Here is a 15,778-nt window from a genome sequence, read left to right as displayed (position 1 = left end):
GTGAAAAATCCGAAGGTGTTAACCTTTTGTTGATCAATAGCATAAAATGGAAGTAGTGAAAATAGAATTAACCATTCAAATAAAGTAGATATGAAAACGAGATTAGGTATGGTATATGTCGTATTGGCGATGTTGATTTCATGTACCGACGAACTTAAGGAAAATGACGGCGCCCTGTTCGCTGTTAGTTCGGAAATTGAGTTGCAAAAAGAAAAACCAACTGCTGAAAACAGTCTCTACGAAGGGGATCTTTACCGCTTTTATTTAAATGGCGAAATAGAGACAACAGATTTGGAAATCGCAGCACTACAAAAGTTGTTGGACAGTGGTAAGGATGAGGCGGATACCAAAGAAAAGTTACAAAAAGCATTCGCTTATAGGGCCGGTTTAAAAGTTGAGCTTGGTAAGATACAAGATGTTTTCATCGGGGTAAAACCACCAAGACCACCATGCCCAAAACCTCGAAGATGTGATTTTGACTTTGATTTCGGCATAGCACCTGGAGGAGCAGAAAACCTCGACATAGTTATTCGAGATAGCAAGGGAACCGCATATGGAGGTACTACGGGAGGTTTAGGGGAAATATTGCAACCTAAAGGAGGTTCCATTGTATTCAAATCCTTCAATCTTAAAAAATTTAAAGGTAATGGTACCGTTGCCGTAAAGTATACTGATAGTGCTGGAAAAACGCGTGAATATGAATTCAACTATAATCCAGAGTAGCCTTTAGACATTTTTTGGTAGAAAGCCCCATGGTTCCATGGGGCTACTTCAATTTATCACAAGCCTTTTGTTTCAAAGTTCGACGATACATCAGTTTTTTTTAGGTTCCCTTTTCAAGCACTTGGCAAATGCCACGTCCAAGAAGCGACAGGTCAAAAGAATGATTCTTCGTGCCCGATAGGTTTAATTATTTTCGATATATTGGTTACTATGAGTAGCAGGGGCCTTACTTGTTTTCTCTTAATTTTTGCTTTGCTGGGTGCTACTGGGTTATTTGGCCAAGAGAACGAGCTGATAAAAGCCGAAGAGCACTATTGGACCCATAAAGATAGTAGCGCCTACTATTTTGAAATTGCCTTTGATTTGGCCAAATCGAAAAATGATAGCATAAATGCATTTGGTATCCTTTGCGAAAAAGTGGCTTTGTTCAGTTATCATCGAGATCGATTACAAGAAAAAAATGAACTTGTCAGGGCAGACAGTCTTTTAGGTGTGATTGCCAAGTCAAATGATATTTCCGCAGTTGGCAAATACTATAAATACTATCATTGGTATAATAAAGGATCTTACCATTATAACCTGCATGATTATGTAGAAGCGCGAATGTATTTTTTGAAGCTTCGAAATGTTATCAAAGAAGATACGATTACGAACGAAGATTTCTCAAGCTTCGAGACCGTAGCAAATAGTTTTATCGCTACAATGTATAGTGACGAACTGAAATATGAACTCGCAGGGCAATTTTACGAGCACAACCTGCGACTTCATAAAAAATACGGCCATGATGATGAGGCAATATACGATACCAAAAATTTAATCGCCGCATTAAAAGCAAAGCAAAAACGGTTCAAGGTCTCCAACAGTTATGCGAGGGAATCCATCGCTTGGATGTTGAAATTCGATGTACGCGATTTTGAGAACAGCTTTATAAGTACAAGCATATTGCTTATCAATAATTACTTGGCATTAGGGCAACCTGATAGCGCTACCTACTATGTTGATTTGATCAAAAAAGAATTTCCTGACAAGCATGGTTTTCAAGTGGATTTGGCCATTTCGCAGGCCGGTATTGCCAAACAAAAAGGGGAACACGACAATGCGCTCGTAAACTACCGCAAAGCGCTAACATATGCTGAGAAAAATAGGGTCGTCGACGAAATAGCCCTTGTATTTCAAGACATTGGAGAACTGTACTACGACATGATGGAGTATGATGAGGCATTGAAGAATTATCAAAAAGCAGCATCTTATTTTAAAGTGGATTCCCACACCCATCACGAAAAGGCCAAAGCCTCTAACCGCATCGCCCATTTTCCTATTCTACTTGGGTTGTCGAAAATCTACGGATCCCAAAAATCCACTAGGGCATGGGCAGAACAAATAGCAATCGGACAAACCGCCATTATGGAACTATTGCAATTAAAAAGCACTTTTTACGATGATACCGATAAACAGGTCTTGGTAGAAAATGTACTCCCCATTTTTGAGAAAAGCATAGAAGCCTGTTACCAACGGTATCAAAGAAGTGGACAAAGAAGCTATATTGATACCGCATTTGTCTTTTTTGAACGAAGTAAAGGGAATATCCTATTGGATGCACTTCACAAAAACGACGCAACTTTATTTGCCGGGGTACCTTCCAAGCTTTTAGAGCAAGAAAAGATTTTGAAAATCTCTATTGCCGATAAAGAACGCGAAATACAAGAAGGTGATAGTTTGACCCGCACAGCACTCTTCGAATTGAAAAGGGAGCATGAACGTTTGCTTTCCGTCTTAGAAAAGAAACACCCTTCGTATTTTGAATTAAAATACGACAAGACCGTTACCGGTTTGAAAGGGCTTCAAAATACTTTAGCCAAACAGCAGACGGCAATTTCCTATTTTTTCGGTGATGAAGCGGTATATGCCATCCGTATCTCGAATGAGGATAAAGCACTGTATAAGGTTCCATTTTCTAAAAAGGAACTTTCACAAATAGAAACATTTAAGCGCCATTTAGCCAACCCAAAAAGTGATATAGTCGCGTTGAACAAGAACTCCTTTGGGCTCTATCAAAAGTTCGTTGCTCCCTTTCTGAAAGGTACGCACACCGAAAAATTATTGATTATACCTGACGGTATACTACAATCCCTTCCTTTTGGTGCCCTGAATACGGATGTAAACACCAAAAGCTACTTGATTCAAAAGTATGGTATTGCCTATGCGAACTCAGCCACTTTATGGTCGCGGCTAGAGGGCCCAAAAAAGGGGAACCCGAATTACCTGGCTGTGGCACCGAGTTTTAAAACCGATTTTCTGGTCAATGATATCGCTTTCGCCCCATTGCCCAATGCTAGTAGGGAAGTTGATGCCTTGGCTACCTATTTCGAAGGTACCGCGGTTAAAGACGAGGCCGCGACCATCAATGCCTTTAAACAAGGCATGCAAAGTTACAGTATATTACATTTGGCCACACATGCAAGAATCAACGATAGGTTTCCTGAATACTCATTTTTGACCTTTACGCCAGATACGACTACTTCAGGGGTATTATACATCAATGATCTATATGCACTCGATGTTACTGCAGATTTGGTAACCCTAAGTGCCTGCGAAACAGGTTTGGGAGAGCTTCAAAAAGGGGAAGGGGCCATTAGTTTGGCGCGTGCTTTTTTCTACAGTGGGGCAAGTAGCATCGTACAAACCTCGTGGAGCATCAACGATGGTTCGACCCCAGAGATCATGGATGCCTTTTATGGTCAACTTTCTGACGGAAGCGCAAAGGACGATGCCTTACAACATGCTAAATTGGTTTTCTTGAAAAAGCATGATGAAAATAGATATTCGCATCCCTTCTATTGGTCCGGTTTTCTGCTTAGTGGTAACACCGAACCCCTGGTAGGTTCCTTTGATTTCGCCTGGCACCATTATCTGTTCATAGGGCTAAGCATAGTGTCGGTTTTTCTCATTTTTAGAAGAAAAGATCAATCCAAGGTATCCAACAATTCCTGAGCTTGGGCTTTTTTATAATTTCCTTCGGTAACCAACAATTGCAGCTTTTGCCTGGCCCTGCTTTTATTCCCTAATTTTAGGTAACCCAGTGAACTGTACCATAGGGCCTCACTTTTAAAATCGGTATCTTTTTCTGCGATTGACTCAAACTGTTGCAATGCTTGTTCAATTTGTCCATTCTGTAGATAAGACTGTCCGAGAAAAAAAGGGATGTAGTCAAGATTGCTAATGGTCGATAGCTCTTCAAAATACAAAACGGCTGCCTTAAGGTCATTTCCTTCGTACGCTTCAAAAGCTTTTCGTTCAGGTGAATTGTCTAGGGTGTCGCTGCGGGTAATGGTATAGACCGTATTGGGAAATTTAGAATAATTGGCCTCGTAAAGTTTTTCTAAGTTCGGGGTGGTGTACGATTGATAAACAAACCATGAGGTTGCGAGCAATACCGCGACGGAAGCGGCAATCTTCAAGTAGCCCATAGGTCTTCTGAAGACTTTCGGCTTTTGACCTTTTGTGTTTTGCGACTCGTAAGTCTTTAATTTCGATTTCAAAGCTGCCCTTTCACGATGTTGTATCGTACGTTGCAGGTCTTCTTCGAAAGCTACTTGTGCCCGAAATTCTGCATCTTTTTCCAATAATGAAGTAAATGCCATTTCCTCTTCCGCGCTAAGCGATTCAGCAAAATACTTCAACAGAAGCGTTTCTTTATCCATGGTTATTGGGGTTTTTCATGGCTTCTTTTAGACTCTTTAAACATCGCGACTTTTGACTTTTTACAACATTTTCATTGTTATAACCACCCTTCTCCATAATCTGTTTTATACTGTATTTCTTATAATAGAACAGTACCAATATGGTCTTGCACTTTTCACCAAGCGATGCGAAGTGTGTGTTCAACAACCGTTGTCTTGGGGTAAGTGTGGGCAGCGCTACATCAAAATTCTCCAAGGTTTCGTCGACCTCTGGCGATACCTCGAGGGCCACATCACTTCTTACCGTCTTTTTATTCTTACGTAACCTTTCGAGCACCATATATTTTCCAATACCAATAAGGTATGTACCTAAAGAACTTTTAAGTTCTATCAGCTTTCCGTTTTGAATATTCTCATAAAAGGCGATGTACGCATCTTGATAGACATCTAAAATATCCTCAGTATCCAAACCATATTTTTTTGCAAAGTTCAAAAAGGTGTTCCTATTGGCTTCATAAACCGTCTTGAAAGCTATTTCAGACCCGTCACGTAAGCTTTTGAACAACGCTTTGTCAGATACGTTTACCATTAATGCGATTCGTTTGGAAAGGTTAACATCTAAAGTAGTAAAAAATGGTTTGTGTTAACCTTTTGGGCAGAATGTCAATGAATGCATATTAGAATAATGCTCAAATGAAATACGAATTTTTCTTTGGTACTATGATTCTGATCAGTGTCGTAAATGCCCAATTAGTGGTCGATGATTTTGAGACAGGCAACTTAGAACCCACCATTGTTACTACTGAGACTACGAACATTCACGTTCAAAAGGGAAACACCATTATTGGAAAAACCCGAAGTATCTGGATCAACCCGCATGAAAACCGATTTGGGCAGTATTTTCAAACAACTATTACAGAAGGTTTATGGGTGGTTACGACCCCCTATGATACAAAAGGCACTTTTTATTTGGCATACGGTAAGAATACTAAAGTAGCGACAACACCCCTACGATTAGATTTAAGCCAGCATACCCATTTACATATACAGTTTGAGGCAAAGAGCACGGTCAACGGTCTTTACGCCATATTTTTTGCCGGAAGTTCTAGGGCTACTTACGGGAAACAACTTCCGGCAAGTGAAAGCGCCTTCATAGTTACCATTCCACTATCCGATTTTAAAAAAATCGGTCCGAATTATAGATTATCACAAATTGACGGAATTCGTTTTCAATTCGATTCGCGCAGTAAAACTGGGTGTTCTATGGCTATCGACAAGATTTGGTTCGAATAATTCAAGATTATCATGTTAACCTTTTTAATCCCGTCCCATTAAATGAAAAATAATGATAACGATTTAAATTTTTTAAAATGAAAACAATTAAAACAAGTTTTAAATTTTTAACCCTATTGTTTGTACTTGCCTCTTTGACGGTGGCCTGTGATGGTGAAGATGGTATGGATGGTGTTGATGGATTGGACGGGACCCAAGGTCCGGCCGGTGCTGACGGCTTAGATGGAATTGATGGTGTTGACGGAGCACAAGGTCCAGCGGGCATGGATGGTGCTGATGGCCAAGACGGCAACGCCAACGTATTTGCTTCACCTTGGATAGCGGCAGATTTTCCCGACGCGTATGAATTTTCACAAGCTTCTTTTACAATAGAAGATGAAACAATCACCCAAGAAGTAGTTAACACGTATACTATTTTGACCTATTTCTCTTTCGGCGACTCATTTGAACAGGTCTTTTCGGTTCCATTTACAGAACCGCTCTTCAGGTCTTTTGATATGCAAATGTCAGTATCAGTTGGCGAGATTATATTGACCGAGCTAGGAAATCCGGATACCGTTGCGACAATAGCCCCGATTGACGGTTTTGCCAGATATATTTTAATCGAACCCTCGAATACTGGGGGGAGTGCAAGAGAGGCAGACGTAGTTAGCGTTATGCAGCAACAAGGTGTGGATATCAATGACTACTATCAAGTAATGGATTATCTAGGGTTACATTACTAATCAAGCTTCAATTGGAAGACGGGGATTTCTTCCCTGTCTTCTTATCAAAAAATGGAACCTACTTTAAAAGACCTAGGCCACAAAAGCTGAGAAATTCGACTCCCCTAACTACAGTGGTTCAATAACGGATGTTACGGTGCCAAGAAATTTCGAATCAATTCAAACCAAAAACGAGTAAAGAATGAAAAACCTTGTCAAAACCATAAGAACTTGTGTAAGCCTGGTATTATTGGGCTTTTTGATGGGATGCCCTAACCCTGATGATGACGTATTTCTCGATGGGGATATTTTAATGGATGATGAAGGAATGAGCCTTGAACTTCTATTGACCATAGAAACAGAAGAAGATCAAATTGGTGCAATAGCAAGTAATGCCACGGCCATATTCAATGATCAAGTCTGGTCTATTGGAGGAAATAGACCCGGCACGCGAATAGATCAAAGCGATATCTGGCGCAGTGAAAACGGGGTTGCCTGGGTATCCATAGCCGAGAACCCGTTCGCTTACAGAACCGAGGGTAAACTCATATCATATAACGGTAAACTATGGCTTATAGGGGGTCGCGATCTAGATGGTAACGCCATAGCGGAAGTATGGTCCTCTGAAACCGGTCTTAGCTGGAACCTGGTTACAAATACCCCAGCTTTTGGTGCCGCAGTAAATCATGATGTCGTTGTTTTTGACAACAGGCTATTTTTAATTGCTAGGAATATCGATTCCCCAGAAAATACTTCGGTATGGTCATCGACCGATGGCATCGATTGGCAACTTGAAGCGGAAAATGCCTTCACCGGTCGAGAAGAATTTAGTGCAGTGGTCTTTAATGGGGCCATCTACGTTCTAGGGGGTTTTGACCCAACTGATGCATCGTTGCCCATTACCAATGAGATATGGACCAGCACCAATGGTGCGGACTGGTCAAGGGTCGAGACCAATACCATTTTTCAATCCCGTTATGCGCATACGGCCACGGTCTATAAAAATAAGGTGTTTGTGACCGGGGGTATTGGCACAACATCTTCTTCGCTAGGCATTCAAGGAAACCTATGGTACTCTGAAGACATGGTCAATTGGTTTGAATATGAACCTTTTAGATCAGATATCGGTGTTGCCGAACATTCAGCATTGGTTTTCGAAGGAAAACTGTGGTTGTTTTTTGGCATTGAAGGAGGTGAATTTCCTGATGGGGAACAATCCTCAAGAATAGTAAGTATTCTAGAAGAATAAGTTAAATACAGAACAATGAAAACAATACGAATAATAGGTCTTGTGGTATTCTTAGTATCAACAACGGCCGGTGTTTCACAAACAAAAAAGACTAAGCAACCCTCTAAGAAAGATAGTCTAGAAAACAAACAAGACAACTTTATGGATATGCTTTCAGGCACGCTGACCGGAACCTTTGGCGAAAACCTGGATGGAAACACTATGGGATTGGGTCAAGGGATCGGATTCTTGGAGTTGTTGGAAAAAATGGAGCTGACCCCAAAGGAAAAAGCAGAGTACCGAATGGTATATCTAGCGCAATCCAAGGATTTGCCTAAGAAAAAACAAGACTCTTTGGGTACGGTTATGTTCAAAAAAATTATGGGAGCGGAACTTAAAAAACAAAAAAAATGAAAGTGATCAAGCATATTACAACTGTTGCCCTGCTCTTGTTCGTCGTAGGTGCCAATGGTCAATTTTTAAAGAAATTGGGACAAAAAGCCCAAAAAGCGGCAGAGCGGACTGTAGAAAGACGAGTGCAGCGTGAAGCATCCAAGAAAACGGACCAAACCCTAGATCAAATTTTTGAAAAAAAGTCATGGGGTAACGAAACTAGACCCATCTACGATTTTACCGATGTAATCGAAATGGAGATCACGACCAATGATGACACGGTTGGTTTTAAATCCTATGCAGGAAAGGAGGATAAGATTTCGGCAACGCTCGTTGAGCTACGACCCGGAGAACAAACCATTACCGTACTGGATTTTAATGACAAACTGATTCACGCCTTGTTGGATTTAAGCGGTTTGAAGACACTCACCTCCTTAAAACTTGACACGAAAAAATTGTATGACGGTATCGATGAACGAAGGGGTTTTGATTTAAAGCAAAACGGGGAAACAAAAACTATTTTGGGCTATACCTGCAAAGGCTACAATATTATAGGCAAAGACTACTCCGGTACCGTCTGGGGTACTACGGAGCTGGATGAAAAGTTCAATAACATTCTAAAGAATTTTCATTTGAGCAACCAACAAAACAAAAATTCGAAATCGCCCTGGACGGAATTAAGTAACGGAATTGCCTTGGAAATGGAAATCACCGATACCTCTAAAAGAAAACCGATAAAGACCCATTTGGTCTGTACGCGTATAGCCACGGAAACCTTGACCGTAGATCTCAACGATTACCAAACCAATTAAATCAGTAAACATGAAAACACGACTCCACATATTAGGTTTGCTACTAGGGCTACTTTTGTTCGGATCTTGCGGAGAACCCACAAAAAACACCAATAAAGAAGCTTCAGCAACAACAGCAGTGACAACCGCTGCACAATCTTCAAGTTCTGTGGATTACAGCGCCTTACTCACAGCTTTTTCATGTGATATCGATGCTTCGGATATTGCCAAAGCTACAGGTATACCCATTTCCAATATCAAAAGGACAAGCTCACAAGAACAAGCAAAAAAAGTTTTTGGATCTGATTTTCCTTTTGGTAACAAAGAAGGGAGCGATAACGAATGCCTATTCGAATTGAGCGGTTTTGGAATTGATAAACTTGGCAATGCCATGGTAATCGAATTCCGGGTCTCTGATTTGGGCAAGGCTACAATAAAAAAGGCCATAAAAGAGCATCTAGAACATAAGGAAGAGGGCATCGAAAAAATCACCCAAAGGTTTATTATTGAGGCAGACACCAAAGACAATTATATCACTACCCAGCCGCGTTACGGACGAGTCAGTATTTATAACGAAAATTACGATGGGGCATTTATCATTTCTTATGGCTCAGGCAATGCCAATAATGACCGTACGAAAGAACAGCAAGAAATTTTGGGTCAGAAAATGGTAAGGCTTGCCAATCATTTATTAAAAGAATATAGAAAATGAAAACTAGGGCCATGCATACTATTGTAGTTAGACCAATAATTTTCTGGTTGTCCATACTTACCCTAGGCTTGGCTTTTGGCCAAGATAAAAAGGGTTTTATTCCGCCGTCAATCGATGATGACGACATACCGGTGGTCAAAACCGAACTTCCAATTCCTGAAGCAGGAGAAGACTTTACCGTAAAATATTTTAAAGGTATTACAGATGAAATTGAGAGCAGAATAGCGATAAAAAAGCTGGGCTATATACTGCGTCCAGCAATGATAAAGGTATTTGTAGAAGATGGTAATGAATTATCCGTTGAACTTGTCAAAAAAAATTGGGACGATGTCGTGCGAAGCGGGTACACCGAAAATGGCGAGTATTCAACAGCTTTCAGAACCGCTATGGAATTTGGTATTAAAATAAGTGCTAAAAAACGGGGTATTCCCTTTGTAGTTGCTATTTCGGCTGGCATTGAACTGTTTCCCGAAAGCAATCTATTTGTAGACGCTGGTAGTATGCGGCAAATTGATGGAGGGCTAGAAGATCAAGGTGGCGTCAATACAAACAATACCGATGATCCTTACCTCTTTTATATGCTGATTATTGGCCTATTGGTTGTTTTGATCTTGATTCTGGCACTACTTTTTTTTAAAAGGAAATCTAGTGGCACCGCAGCTTTATTACTTCTTCTATTCACGAGTAGTGTTTTGAGTGCACAAATAGTGCCGCATGAAATCGGCCAAAGCGAAGTTGGGCAATTCGCTGGTAATTTGACCAACGCATTCGCTAATTTTTATGGCAATGGCAATTTCGACAAATTTGATCTACTAGGTTCTGATGATGCCGACCATGACCCTAATATGGACCCCCGAGGCCAGCCAAACTTGCCCTCTAGTTGTTACAATATTGCTCGGATCAGTCAATCTCACAGTTCGGGTTCTAACTCAAATAATGATGGTATTAATAAAAACCAAACGAATGCCTCTGGTGCTGGAGATTCTATCGAACCAAACCAAACCGAAGATGCAAAAGACGAAAATACGGAAGAGGCAATCAGAAAGGCTGAACGAAAGAAAAACCGTAGCCTTCAGCAGGCAGCCGATATTCGAAATGCGGTAATCGAGGCACATACTACTACTTTTACAAATACCAACCAGGCAGTTTCGCAGCAATATAGAACTGAATTGAGTAATGCAAGAGGCGAGGCAGATGCTATTTCCCGTGCCACGGAACGTTATCAGAATGCATTGGATAATGCAACACAATTACTTCAACGTGGAAGGGCAGACGCCGAGACCAACTATTCAACCAGTGTTAGTGAAATCATGACTTCATATGCACGGGAAATAGGTGGAATTCAACAAAGAAATACTACAGAATCACTAGACGGTAAAGACTCAGATAGAGAAACCCAAAAAGACAAAAACCGAAGTGAGGATAAAAAACAGGGTGATCGAAATGACGGGGCCAAAGGCGGTGGTGATAACGAAGGAGCCAATAGGAACTTAAACAACCCTCAAGATACTGAAAGTTCGAGACGTTCACAAAACACTGGTAACTCGAATGAGGAAAACAAAGAAGGCTGTGACTGTCTAGAAAATGCCTACAGAGACTTGCAGCACAACAGGTATACCCTAGAAAAATTGTTGAAAATAGCACAGCACACTAAAAAGGTAACCGATTTTGGCATCTCTTTCGGGGATAATTTCTCTGGCATACATGCAGTTTCTGGTTTGGCCTGGCAAAAAGAGCGCTTTAAGATTATAAAGTCCATAGAAAAGTTTGACAAGACCTATGACAACAAATACAAAGAACTTATGGATCATTTGTACGGCTCTTTAATGAAAATTGATGCCTGTGAAAAAAAGTTGGGCTATGAAAATTGGTATAGCCATTCAGGTTTTATCTACTACGAATTTATGAAAGTACGCTATGCATCCTACAAATAAATTTAATCTAATAGATGCCTTGGATTTGGTACTATTAAGGGATTCGGCTAGTTCTGCATTAGGGCGCAACGGACGAAAGTATTTTGCCATTGGCCAAATAAGCTTTTTAGTTCTTTTGACATTTGGCTGTACCGAAAGTAGCCCAGAAAAAAAAGAATCTTTGAGTCCTTCGGCACATACGGCCTTGGATAAAGAACCCTTGAACTCCAATGTGGAAGAAAACCAAGGAATTCTGGTGTTAGATGAGCAATTTCTTAGAGAAGACTTTACCAAGACCTATGACATCCCCTTTGAAAAAGAACCTACAGCGCAAAGTGAGGAAGAAGAAAAGTCGGCACTCGAGAAAATGGATATCACGGAGTTAAAACCAATGATTGCCACAGTATTTGACCTCAATGAAAAAGAAGTAGACTCTTTGATTGCGCTACGAATAAAAATGATAGGGCTTGAAAAAGAAAAAAATGCCAATGGTACCGAAGCAAATAGATTGGTGAAAAATGCCCATGCCTTTATAGATGGTTTGGGCAAAAAAGAACGTAACGGGCATGATATAACGGATTTGTATGGCCTTTTTAAGAAGACCGATTATGAAAAAAGAAAAAAAGACAGTTTAAACTATTTGATTCGTGAGGCAATCGACCGAATTCCCAAAGAATTTTTAAGCGCCGATGGTCTCGTTCAGCCCAGCTATATTGAATTTTTGGTCAAAAAAACTGAATTTGGAAAAATCGTTTACGAGGCGATAGAAAATCAAGAGGCATTTTTAGCATCTCTAAAAATGGATAAAACCCAACTGGCTGCACTTTTAAATATAACTGAAGATGAAGTTGAAATGTTAAAAGAAACCCCGGGGAACATAGAAATTAAATCCTCAACCGAGGCAAAAGAACTTTTACGGAATGGGCTATCAGATAAAATTACCAAGCATATTGGCAATGGCGATGCAACCGATAATTTTAAAACCAGAATGGCTACCCTTGACAAGCAAAGAAAGAAGCAGGCAAAAACGTTTCTGAAAAAGGCCAAAAATGCTGAAGACGAATTCTACAAGAAAAACCCTAGTTGGTACGCCAGTGATACGAATGTAGGGGAGACCTACCTTTCTGAGCAGGGAAAATTTGTCTTTCTTCCCTTGGGCAGGCTATCTTTTGCCGATAACGATGTTTCCTTTATACGAGGGGAAAAAGCTGAGAAAGCAAATCCAAAAACAAGCTTAGGAGAACCAGACTATGAGGGGCTGAATTCAGACTATGAAAAGACGATGTGCAATTTAGGCTTAAATGGAATAATGGTCCTTGAATTCGTTGACAATGTGCTGATCGATGTCAACGGGCCGGATCTTTTTGTATTTGAAGTGGGCGAAATTGAACCTACAAAATTGGAGATTTCCACCGATGCGGTGAACTGGATTGCCATTGGAAAAATCGATGGCGGCACCGCCATGGTGGATATCGGTGATTATGTGGCACCGAACCAACGCTTCAATTATATACGGCTCACCGATCTTGAAACAAGGAGTGAAGTGCCTGGGGCCGATATTGATGCGGTTGCCACTATTGGTGGGGCGCTGCGTATGAGTCTCGACAGTGCCGTGTTGTTTGATAGTGGTGAGCATATGCTCAAACCAGAAGGTTTGGCCGCTATTGATGAATTGGCCAAACAAATGAAAAACATACCCAGAGGTACCATCACGGTCGAAGGTCATACCGATGATGTAGGCGGCGATAAAAGCAATCTTGAACTATCAAGAAAGCGTGCGGTGAGCGTGGCGGAAGAACTTCGAAAGGCCATGGGTAATGCTGATTTTAAATGGAAGGAAATAGGTTATGGCGAAACGAATCCCATAGTGCCCAATGACAGTGATGAAAACCGGCAGAAAAACAGAAGGGTAGAAATACTGGTGACCCCTTTTTAGAAATTTAAAAAAAACAGTAGTATCTGTGTCCCGTAGGCCTTTCGCCTATGGTTATAAGAATAGGTATCACCACTCTGTCGAGAGTCATGATTGTTCAACATTTTGGTTGCCGAACAATTGAAATGAATCTATTTAGTATCTTTAGAATGCGGAAAGGTCATTTTCAGGCTGTCATTCCTGCGAATGTAGAAATCCATAGTTCCTATTTTGTTTTGGATTCCGCATCCACGCCAGAATCGTCTTATCTGGCTGGTGGACGGGTAAGAAGTGGGGAATAACAAATTCACAAAAAAAATTAACCTTTGGCACGATCAGGCACGGCAGATTTGACCTTACATGGAGGGCATGTTCCACCCTGGCTCTTAAATAGGATGAAAGCCCTTTCATTACCTATGGTAGAGGCTATTATTTTAGAACATGGCAAAGAGGGTTTTATAGAACGAATGGCCAATCCGTTTTGGTTTCAAAGCTTCGGAACGGTCATTGGGATGGATTGGAATTCTTCAGGGGTCACCACCACGGTAATGAACGTTTTAAAACAGGTCATCAATCCCGTATCAAAACAATTAGGGCTCTATGTTTGCGGTGGCAAGGGTAAACATTCCTTAAAAACACCGCAAGAGTTGCAGCAGGTCGGCATGAAAACAGGCCTAGATGGCAACTACCTCGCACATTGCAGTAAACTCAGCGCAAAGGTTGACAATACGGCCCTACAAGACGGTTTTCAACTGTACATCCATAACTTTATGGTGTCGGATACCGGGGCATGGACAGTCGTTCAACAAGGTATGAACGGAAAAAATGGTAAAGCCCGACGTTACCATTGGCATTCAGGAAAGATAACTGATTTTGTAAAAGAGCCCCATACCGCTATTTGCGGTGAAAATCAAGGTAAGATTCTGAATTTGGTTCATGGTGACGCCCAAAATACGCAAAGCGCCATTTTAAAGATCGCCAAGGAAAACCCTGATAAGGTCATTAAAGAACTGCCCCACTTGTTGGTGCCAAGCCATCATAATATACGGGCAAGCGATGTTGATTTTAAACGTTTGGGGAGTATTTTATGGTTGGCCCATGAAAACGAGACTGAAAAGTTCGAAGAGCTGTTATTGTTGAAGGGATTGGGCCCAAGAACATTACAGTCTTTGGCTTTGGTCAGTGAGGTAATTCATGGTACCCCATCACGTTTCTCAGACCCGGCACGTTTCGCTTTTGCCCATGGTGGAAAAGATGCCACTCCCTTTCCCGTTCCTACAAAAGTGTACGATGATACCATTTCTACCATGCAGACCGCTGTTGAAAATGCAAAAATCGGTCGTTCCGATAAAATGGCGGCCATTAAAAAATTAACTGAAATGGCGCAACAAGCTGAAAGGAACTTCGTGCCCAATCAAAATTTTGATGACTTGGTACAGAAAGAAAATGAAGAATCGTATAAATATTGGGGACGAAGTGTATTTGGGTATGCCAAACCACCTAAAGCCAAGCAATTGGATTTGTTTGATCAACCTTTACCTTAGACTAAGGTACTTCAGTCATTGATTCTTTAGTCAGTTGACAATCGGCTTCATCCCCTACACTGAAATCTTTTATATTTGGATATAAAAAACCAAATGCCTTCCGATATAGACATGCTTATTGACTATTACCAATGGGAGATTATTAGGGTCGGTGAGGCGATAAAAGAAAATTTAGAACAACATTTGTATCGAGAAGTAGAGTTTGATGAAAGAGCATTGGGCCATCTACATAAAGAGCTTGATACATTGCTTGAGCTTAAAAATCCTTCATATCCGGAAATAAAAAAAGCTAAAAGCCTAATAGAATCATATGAACGGATGGAAAAAAGTTTTGAAGAAGAGAAGGGTTCTGAATTTAGAAGAATTTTTTACGAAGAATACACAAAGCCAAAGATTAACGAACAAAAGAGAATCGTAGAAAATTTAGAAAAACATCCTATAAGGCCTAGTTACAAGGAAACCCAAGAAATAGATGAGGCACTATTTAAATTGATTCAGAAGAAAATCAAGCGCTTTTTTCTTCATCTAGATGAAGAAAGTGGTGCTCAATTTGAAGTATTTTTACAAGAGAAGTCAAAATTCAAGATAAAATTCAGAATAATAAATGGGGAACTTTCGTGGTATAAAAGGCATTCTATCCTTAGAGAAATGAATTTTACGGAAAGTGAGAACAAAACCCATTTAGAGAGAAGCTTTGCACTTCAAAATCAAAAGGATGTTTTACCCCTAAAAGGGTTTTTGGCAAGCCTGATTATTGGGCTTAAATCATATTTTAAGTCAGCCCAAAGCATTTACTTGGAATTGATATAGCCAGTTATTTACATTTTATCGATCAGACCCATACTAAATAGGGCTTTTTTGAGTTATGCATAGGTAGGAAAGATT

Annotated in this window: 15 protein-coding genes; 13 read left to right on the top strand and 2 right to left on the bottom strand. The window is 40.5% G+C overall.

All coding sequences use genetic code 11. The features are described 5' to 3' along the window. Window positions 1–90: 90 nt before the first annotated feature. Entirely contained in the window at window positions 91–723 is a 633-nt protein-coding gene (locus tag AACM45_RS16005) for a hypothetical protein (protein WP_339143984.1), read from the top strand. A gap of 210 nt (window positions 724–933) precedes the next feature. Continuing rightward, window positions 934–3,714, top strand: coding sequence for a CHAT domain-containing protein (locus tag AACM45_RS16000; RefSeq protein ID WP_339143983.1), 2,781 nt, complete (start codon window positions 934–936; stop codon window positions 3,712–3,714). Here the strand turns inward: AACM45_RS16000 and AACM45_RS15995 are convergent. Together AACM45_RS15995 and AACM45_RS15990 are read right to left on the bottom strand one after the other, a co-directional pair. Next, the gene (locus AACM45_RS15995) at window positions 3,687–4,424 is read right to left on the bottom strand and encodes a tetratricopeptide repeat protein (RefSeq protein ID WP_339143982.1); all 738 of its coding nucleotides are present in this window, start codon (window positions 4,422–4,424) and stop codon (window positions 3,687–3,689) included. The genes AACM45_RS16000 and AACM45_RS15995 overlap by 28 nt on opposite strands. Continuing rightward, window positions 4,417–4,992 (bottom strand): RNA polymerase sigma factor, encoded by a 576-nt coding sequence (locus AACM45_RS15990; protein ID WP_339143980.1) that lies wholly within the window; start codon window positions 4,990–4,992, stop codon window positions 4,417–4,419. The genes AACM45_RS15995 and AACM45_RS15990 overlap by 8 nt, the downstream gene beginning before the upstream one ends. Before the next feature lie 104 nt (window positions 4,993–5,096). Here AACM45_RS15990 and AACM45_RS15985 point away from each other — a divergent pair, with 104 nt between their 5' ends. The 11 genes from AACM45_RS15985 (at window position 5,097) to AACM45_RS15935 (ending at window position 15,703) form a co-directional block, all read left to right on the top strand. Then, window positions 5,097–5,696 (top strand): hypothetical protein, encoded by a 600-nt coding sequence (locus AACM45_RS15985; protein WP_339143979.1) that lies wholly within the window; start codon window positions 5,097–5,099, stop codon window positions 5,694–5,696. A 77-nt stretch (window positions 5,697–5,773) separates the two neighbouring features. After that, on the top strand, window positions 5,774–6,421 hold the full coding sequence (locus AACM45_RS15980) for a hypothetical protein (RefSeq protein ID WP_339143977.1): 648 nt from the start codon (window positions 5,774–5,776) through the stop codon (window positions 6,419–6,421). Window positions 6,422–6,602: 181 nt separating this feature from the next. Beyond that, on the top strand, window positions 6,603–7,649 hold the full coding sequence (locus tag AACM45_RS15975; protein ID WP_339143976.1) for a hypothetical protein: 1,047 nt from the start codon (window positions 6,603–6,605) through the stop codon (window positions 7,647–7,649). 15 nt (window positions 7,650–7,664) lie between these two features. Beyond that, a complete protein-coding gene (locus AACM45_RS15970) occupies window positions 7,665–8,042 on the top strand; it encodes a hypothetical protein (RefSeq protein WP_339143975.1) in 378 nt (125 codons plus the stop codon). After that, window positions 8,039–8,833, top strand: coding sequence for a DUF4412 domain-containing protein (locus AACM45_RS15965; protein WP_339143974.1), 795 nt, complete (start codon window positions 8,039–8,041; stop codon window positions 8,831–8,833). The genes AACM45_RS15970 and AACM45_RS15965 overlap by 4 nt, the downstream gene beginning before the upstream one ends. Before the next feature lie 10 nt (window positions 8,834–8,843). Beyond that, window positions 8,844–9,524: a hypothetical protein gene (locus AACM45_RS15960; RefSeq protein WP_339143973.1), complete on the top strand. Its 681-nt coding sequence runs from the start codon at window positions 8,844–8,846 to the stop codon at window positions 9,522–9,524. Then, window positions 9,521–11,458 (top strand): hypothetical protein, encoded by a 1,938-nt coding sequence (locus AACM45_RS15955; protein ID WP_339143972.1) that lies wholly within the window; start codon window positions 9,521–9,523, stop codon window positions 11,456–11,458. Before AACM45_RS15960 ends, AACM45_RS15955 begins: the two co-directional genes overlap by 4 nt. Then, a complete protein-coding gene (locus AACM45_RS15950; protein ID WP_339143971.1) occupies window positions 11,442–13,373 on the top strand; it encodes an OmpA family protein in 1,932 nt (643 codons plus the stop codon). Before AACM45_RS15955 ends, AACM45_RS15950 begins: the two co-directional genes overlap by 17 nt. 122 nt (window positions 13,374–13,495) lie before the next feature. Continuing rightward, window positions 13,496–13,651: a hypothetical protein gene (locus tag AACM45_RS15945; RefSeq protein WP_339143970.1), complete on the top strand. Its 156-nt coding sequence runs from the start codon at window positions 13,496–13,498 to the stop codon at window positions 13,649–13,651. Between the two features lie 24 nt (window positions 13,652–13,675). Then, window positions 13,676–14,893, top strand: a complete 1,218-nt coding sequence (locus AACM45_RS15940) for a DUF763 domain-containing protein (protein ID WP_339143969.1) — start codon at window positions 13,676–13,678, stop codon at window positions 14,891–14,893. A gap of 93 nt (window positions 14,894–14,986) precedes the next feature. Beyond that, complete coding sequence (locus AACM45_RS15935) at window positions 14,987–15,703, top strand: hypothetical protein (RefSeq protein ID WP_339143968.1); 717 nt, start codon at window positions 14,987–14,989, stop codon at window positions 15,701–15,703. Window positions 15,704–15,778: the final 75 nt, after the last annotated feature.

This window comes from Croceitalea sp. MTPC5 (assembly GCF_036985505.1).
Classification (GTDB): domain Bacteria; phylum Bacteroidota; class Bacteroidia; order Flavobacteriales; family Flavobacteriaceae; genus Croceitalea.
Note: the sequence above shows the minus strand (reverse complement) of the source record. Positions and strands in the feature narration are given on the sequence as shown.

What these genes read in the sequence shown, in the direction of transcription:
- AACM45_RS15960 (WP_339143973.1), top strand. Translation starts at nt 8,844, where the DNA reads ATGAAAACACGACTCCACATATTAGGTTTGCTACTAGGGCTACTTTTG.
- AACM45_RS15975 (WP_339143976.1), top strand. Translation starts at nt 6,603, where the DNA reads ATGAAAAACCTTGTCAAAACCATAAGAACTTGTGTAAGCCTGGTATTA.
- AACM45_RS15980 (WP_339143977.1), top strand. Translation starts at nt 5,774, where the DNA reads ATGAAAACAATTAAAACAAGTTTTAAATTTTTAACCCTATTGTTTGTA.
- AACM45_RS15950 (WP_339143971.1), top strand. Translation starts at nt 11,442, where the DNA reads ATGCATCCTACAAATAAATTTAATCTAATAGATGCCTTGGATTTGGTA.
- AACM45_RS15955 (WP_339143972.1), top strand. Translation starts at nt 9,521, where the DNA reads ATGAAAACTAGGGCCATGCATACTATTGTAGTTAGACCAATAATTTTC.
- AACM45_RS16005 (WP_339143984.1), top strand. Translation starts at nt 91, where the DNA reads ATGAAAACGAGATTAGGTATGGTATATGTCGTATTGGCGATGTTGATT.
- AACM45_RS15990 (WP_339143980.1), bottom strand. Translation starts at nt 4,992, where the DNA reads ATGGTAAACGTATCTGACAAAGCGTTGTTCAAAAGCTTACGTGACGGG.
- AACM45_RS15995 (WP_339143982.1), bottom strand. Translation starts at nt 4,424, where the DNA reads ATGGATAAAGAAACGCTTCTGTTGAAGTATTTTGCTGAATCGCTTAGC.
- AACM45_RS15985 (WP_339143979.1), top strand. Translation starts at nt 5,097, where the DNA reads ATGAAATACGAATTTTTCTTTGGTACTATGATTCTGATCAGTGTCGTA.
- AACM45_RS16000 (WP_339143983.1), top strand. Translation starts at nt 934, where the DNA reads ATGAGTAGCAGGGGCCTTACTTGTTTTCTCTTAATTTTTGCTTTGCTG.
- AACM45_RS15970 (WP_339143975.1), top strand. Translation starts at nt 7,665, where the DNA reads ATGAAAACAATACGAATAATAGGTCTTGTGGTATTCTTAGTATCAACA.
- AACM45_RS15945 (WP_339143970.1), top strand. Translation starts at nt 13,496, where the DNA reads ATGAATCTATTTAGTATCTTTAGAATGCGGAAAGGTCATTTTCAGGCT.
- AACM45_RS15935 (WP_339143968.1), top strand. Translation starts at nt 14,987, where the DNA reads ATGCCTTCCGATATAGACATGCTTATTGACTATTACCAATGGGAGATT.
- AACM45_RS15965 (WP_339143974.1), top strand. Translation starts at nt 8,039, where the DNA reads ATGAAAGTGATCAAGCATATTACAACTGTTGCCCTGCTCTTGTTCGTC.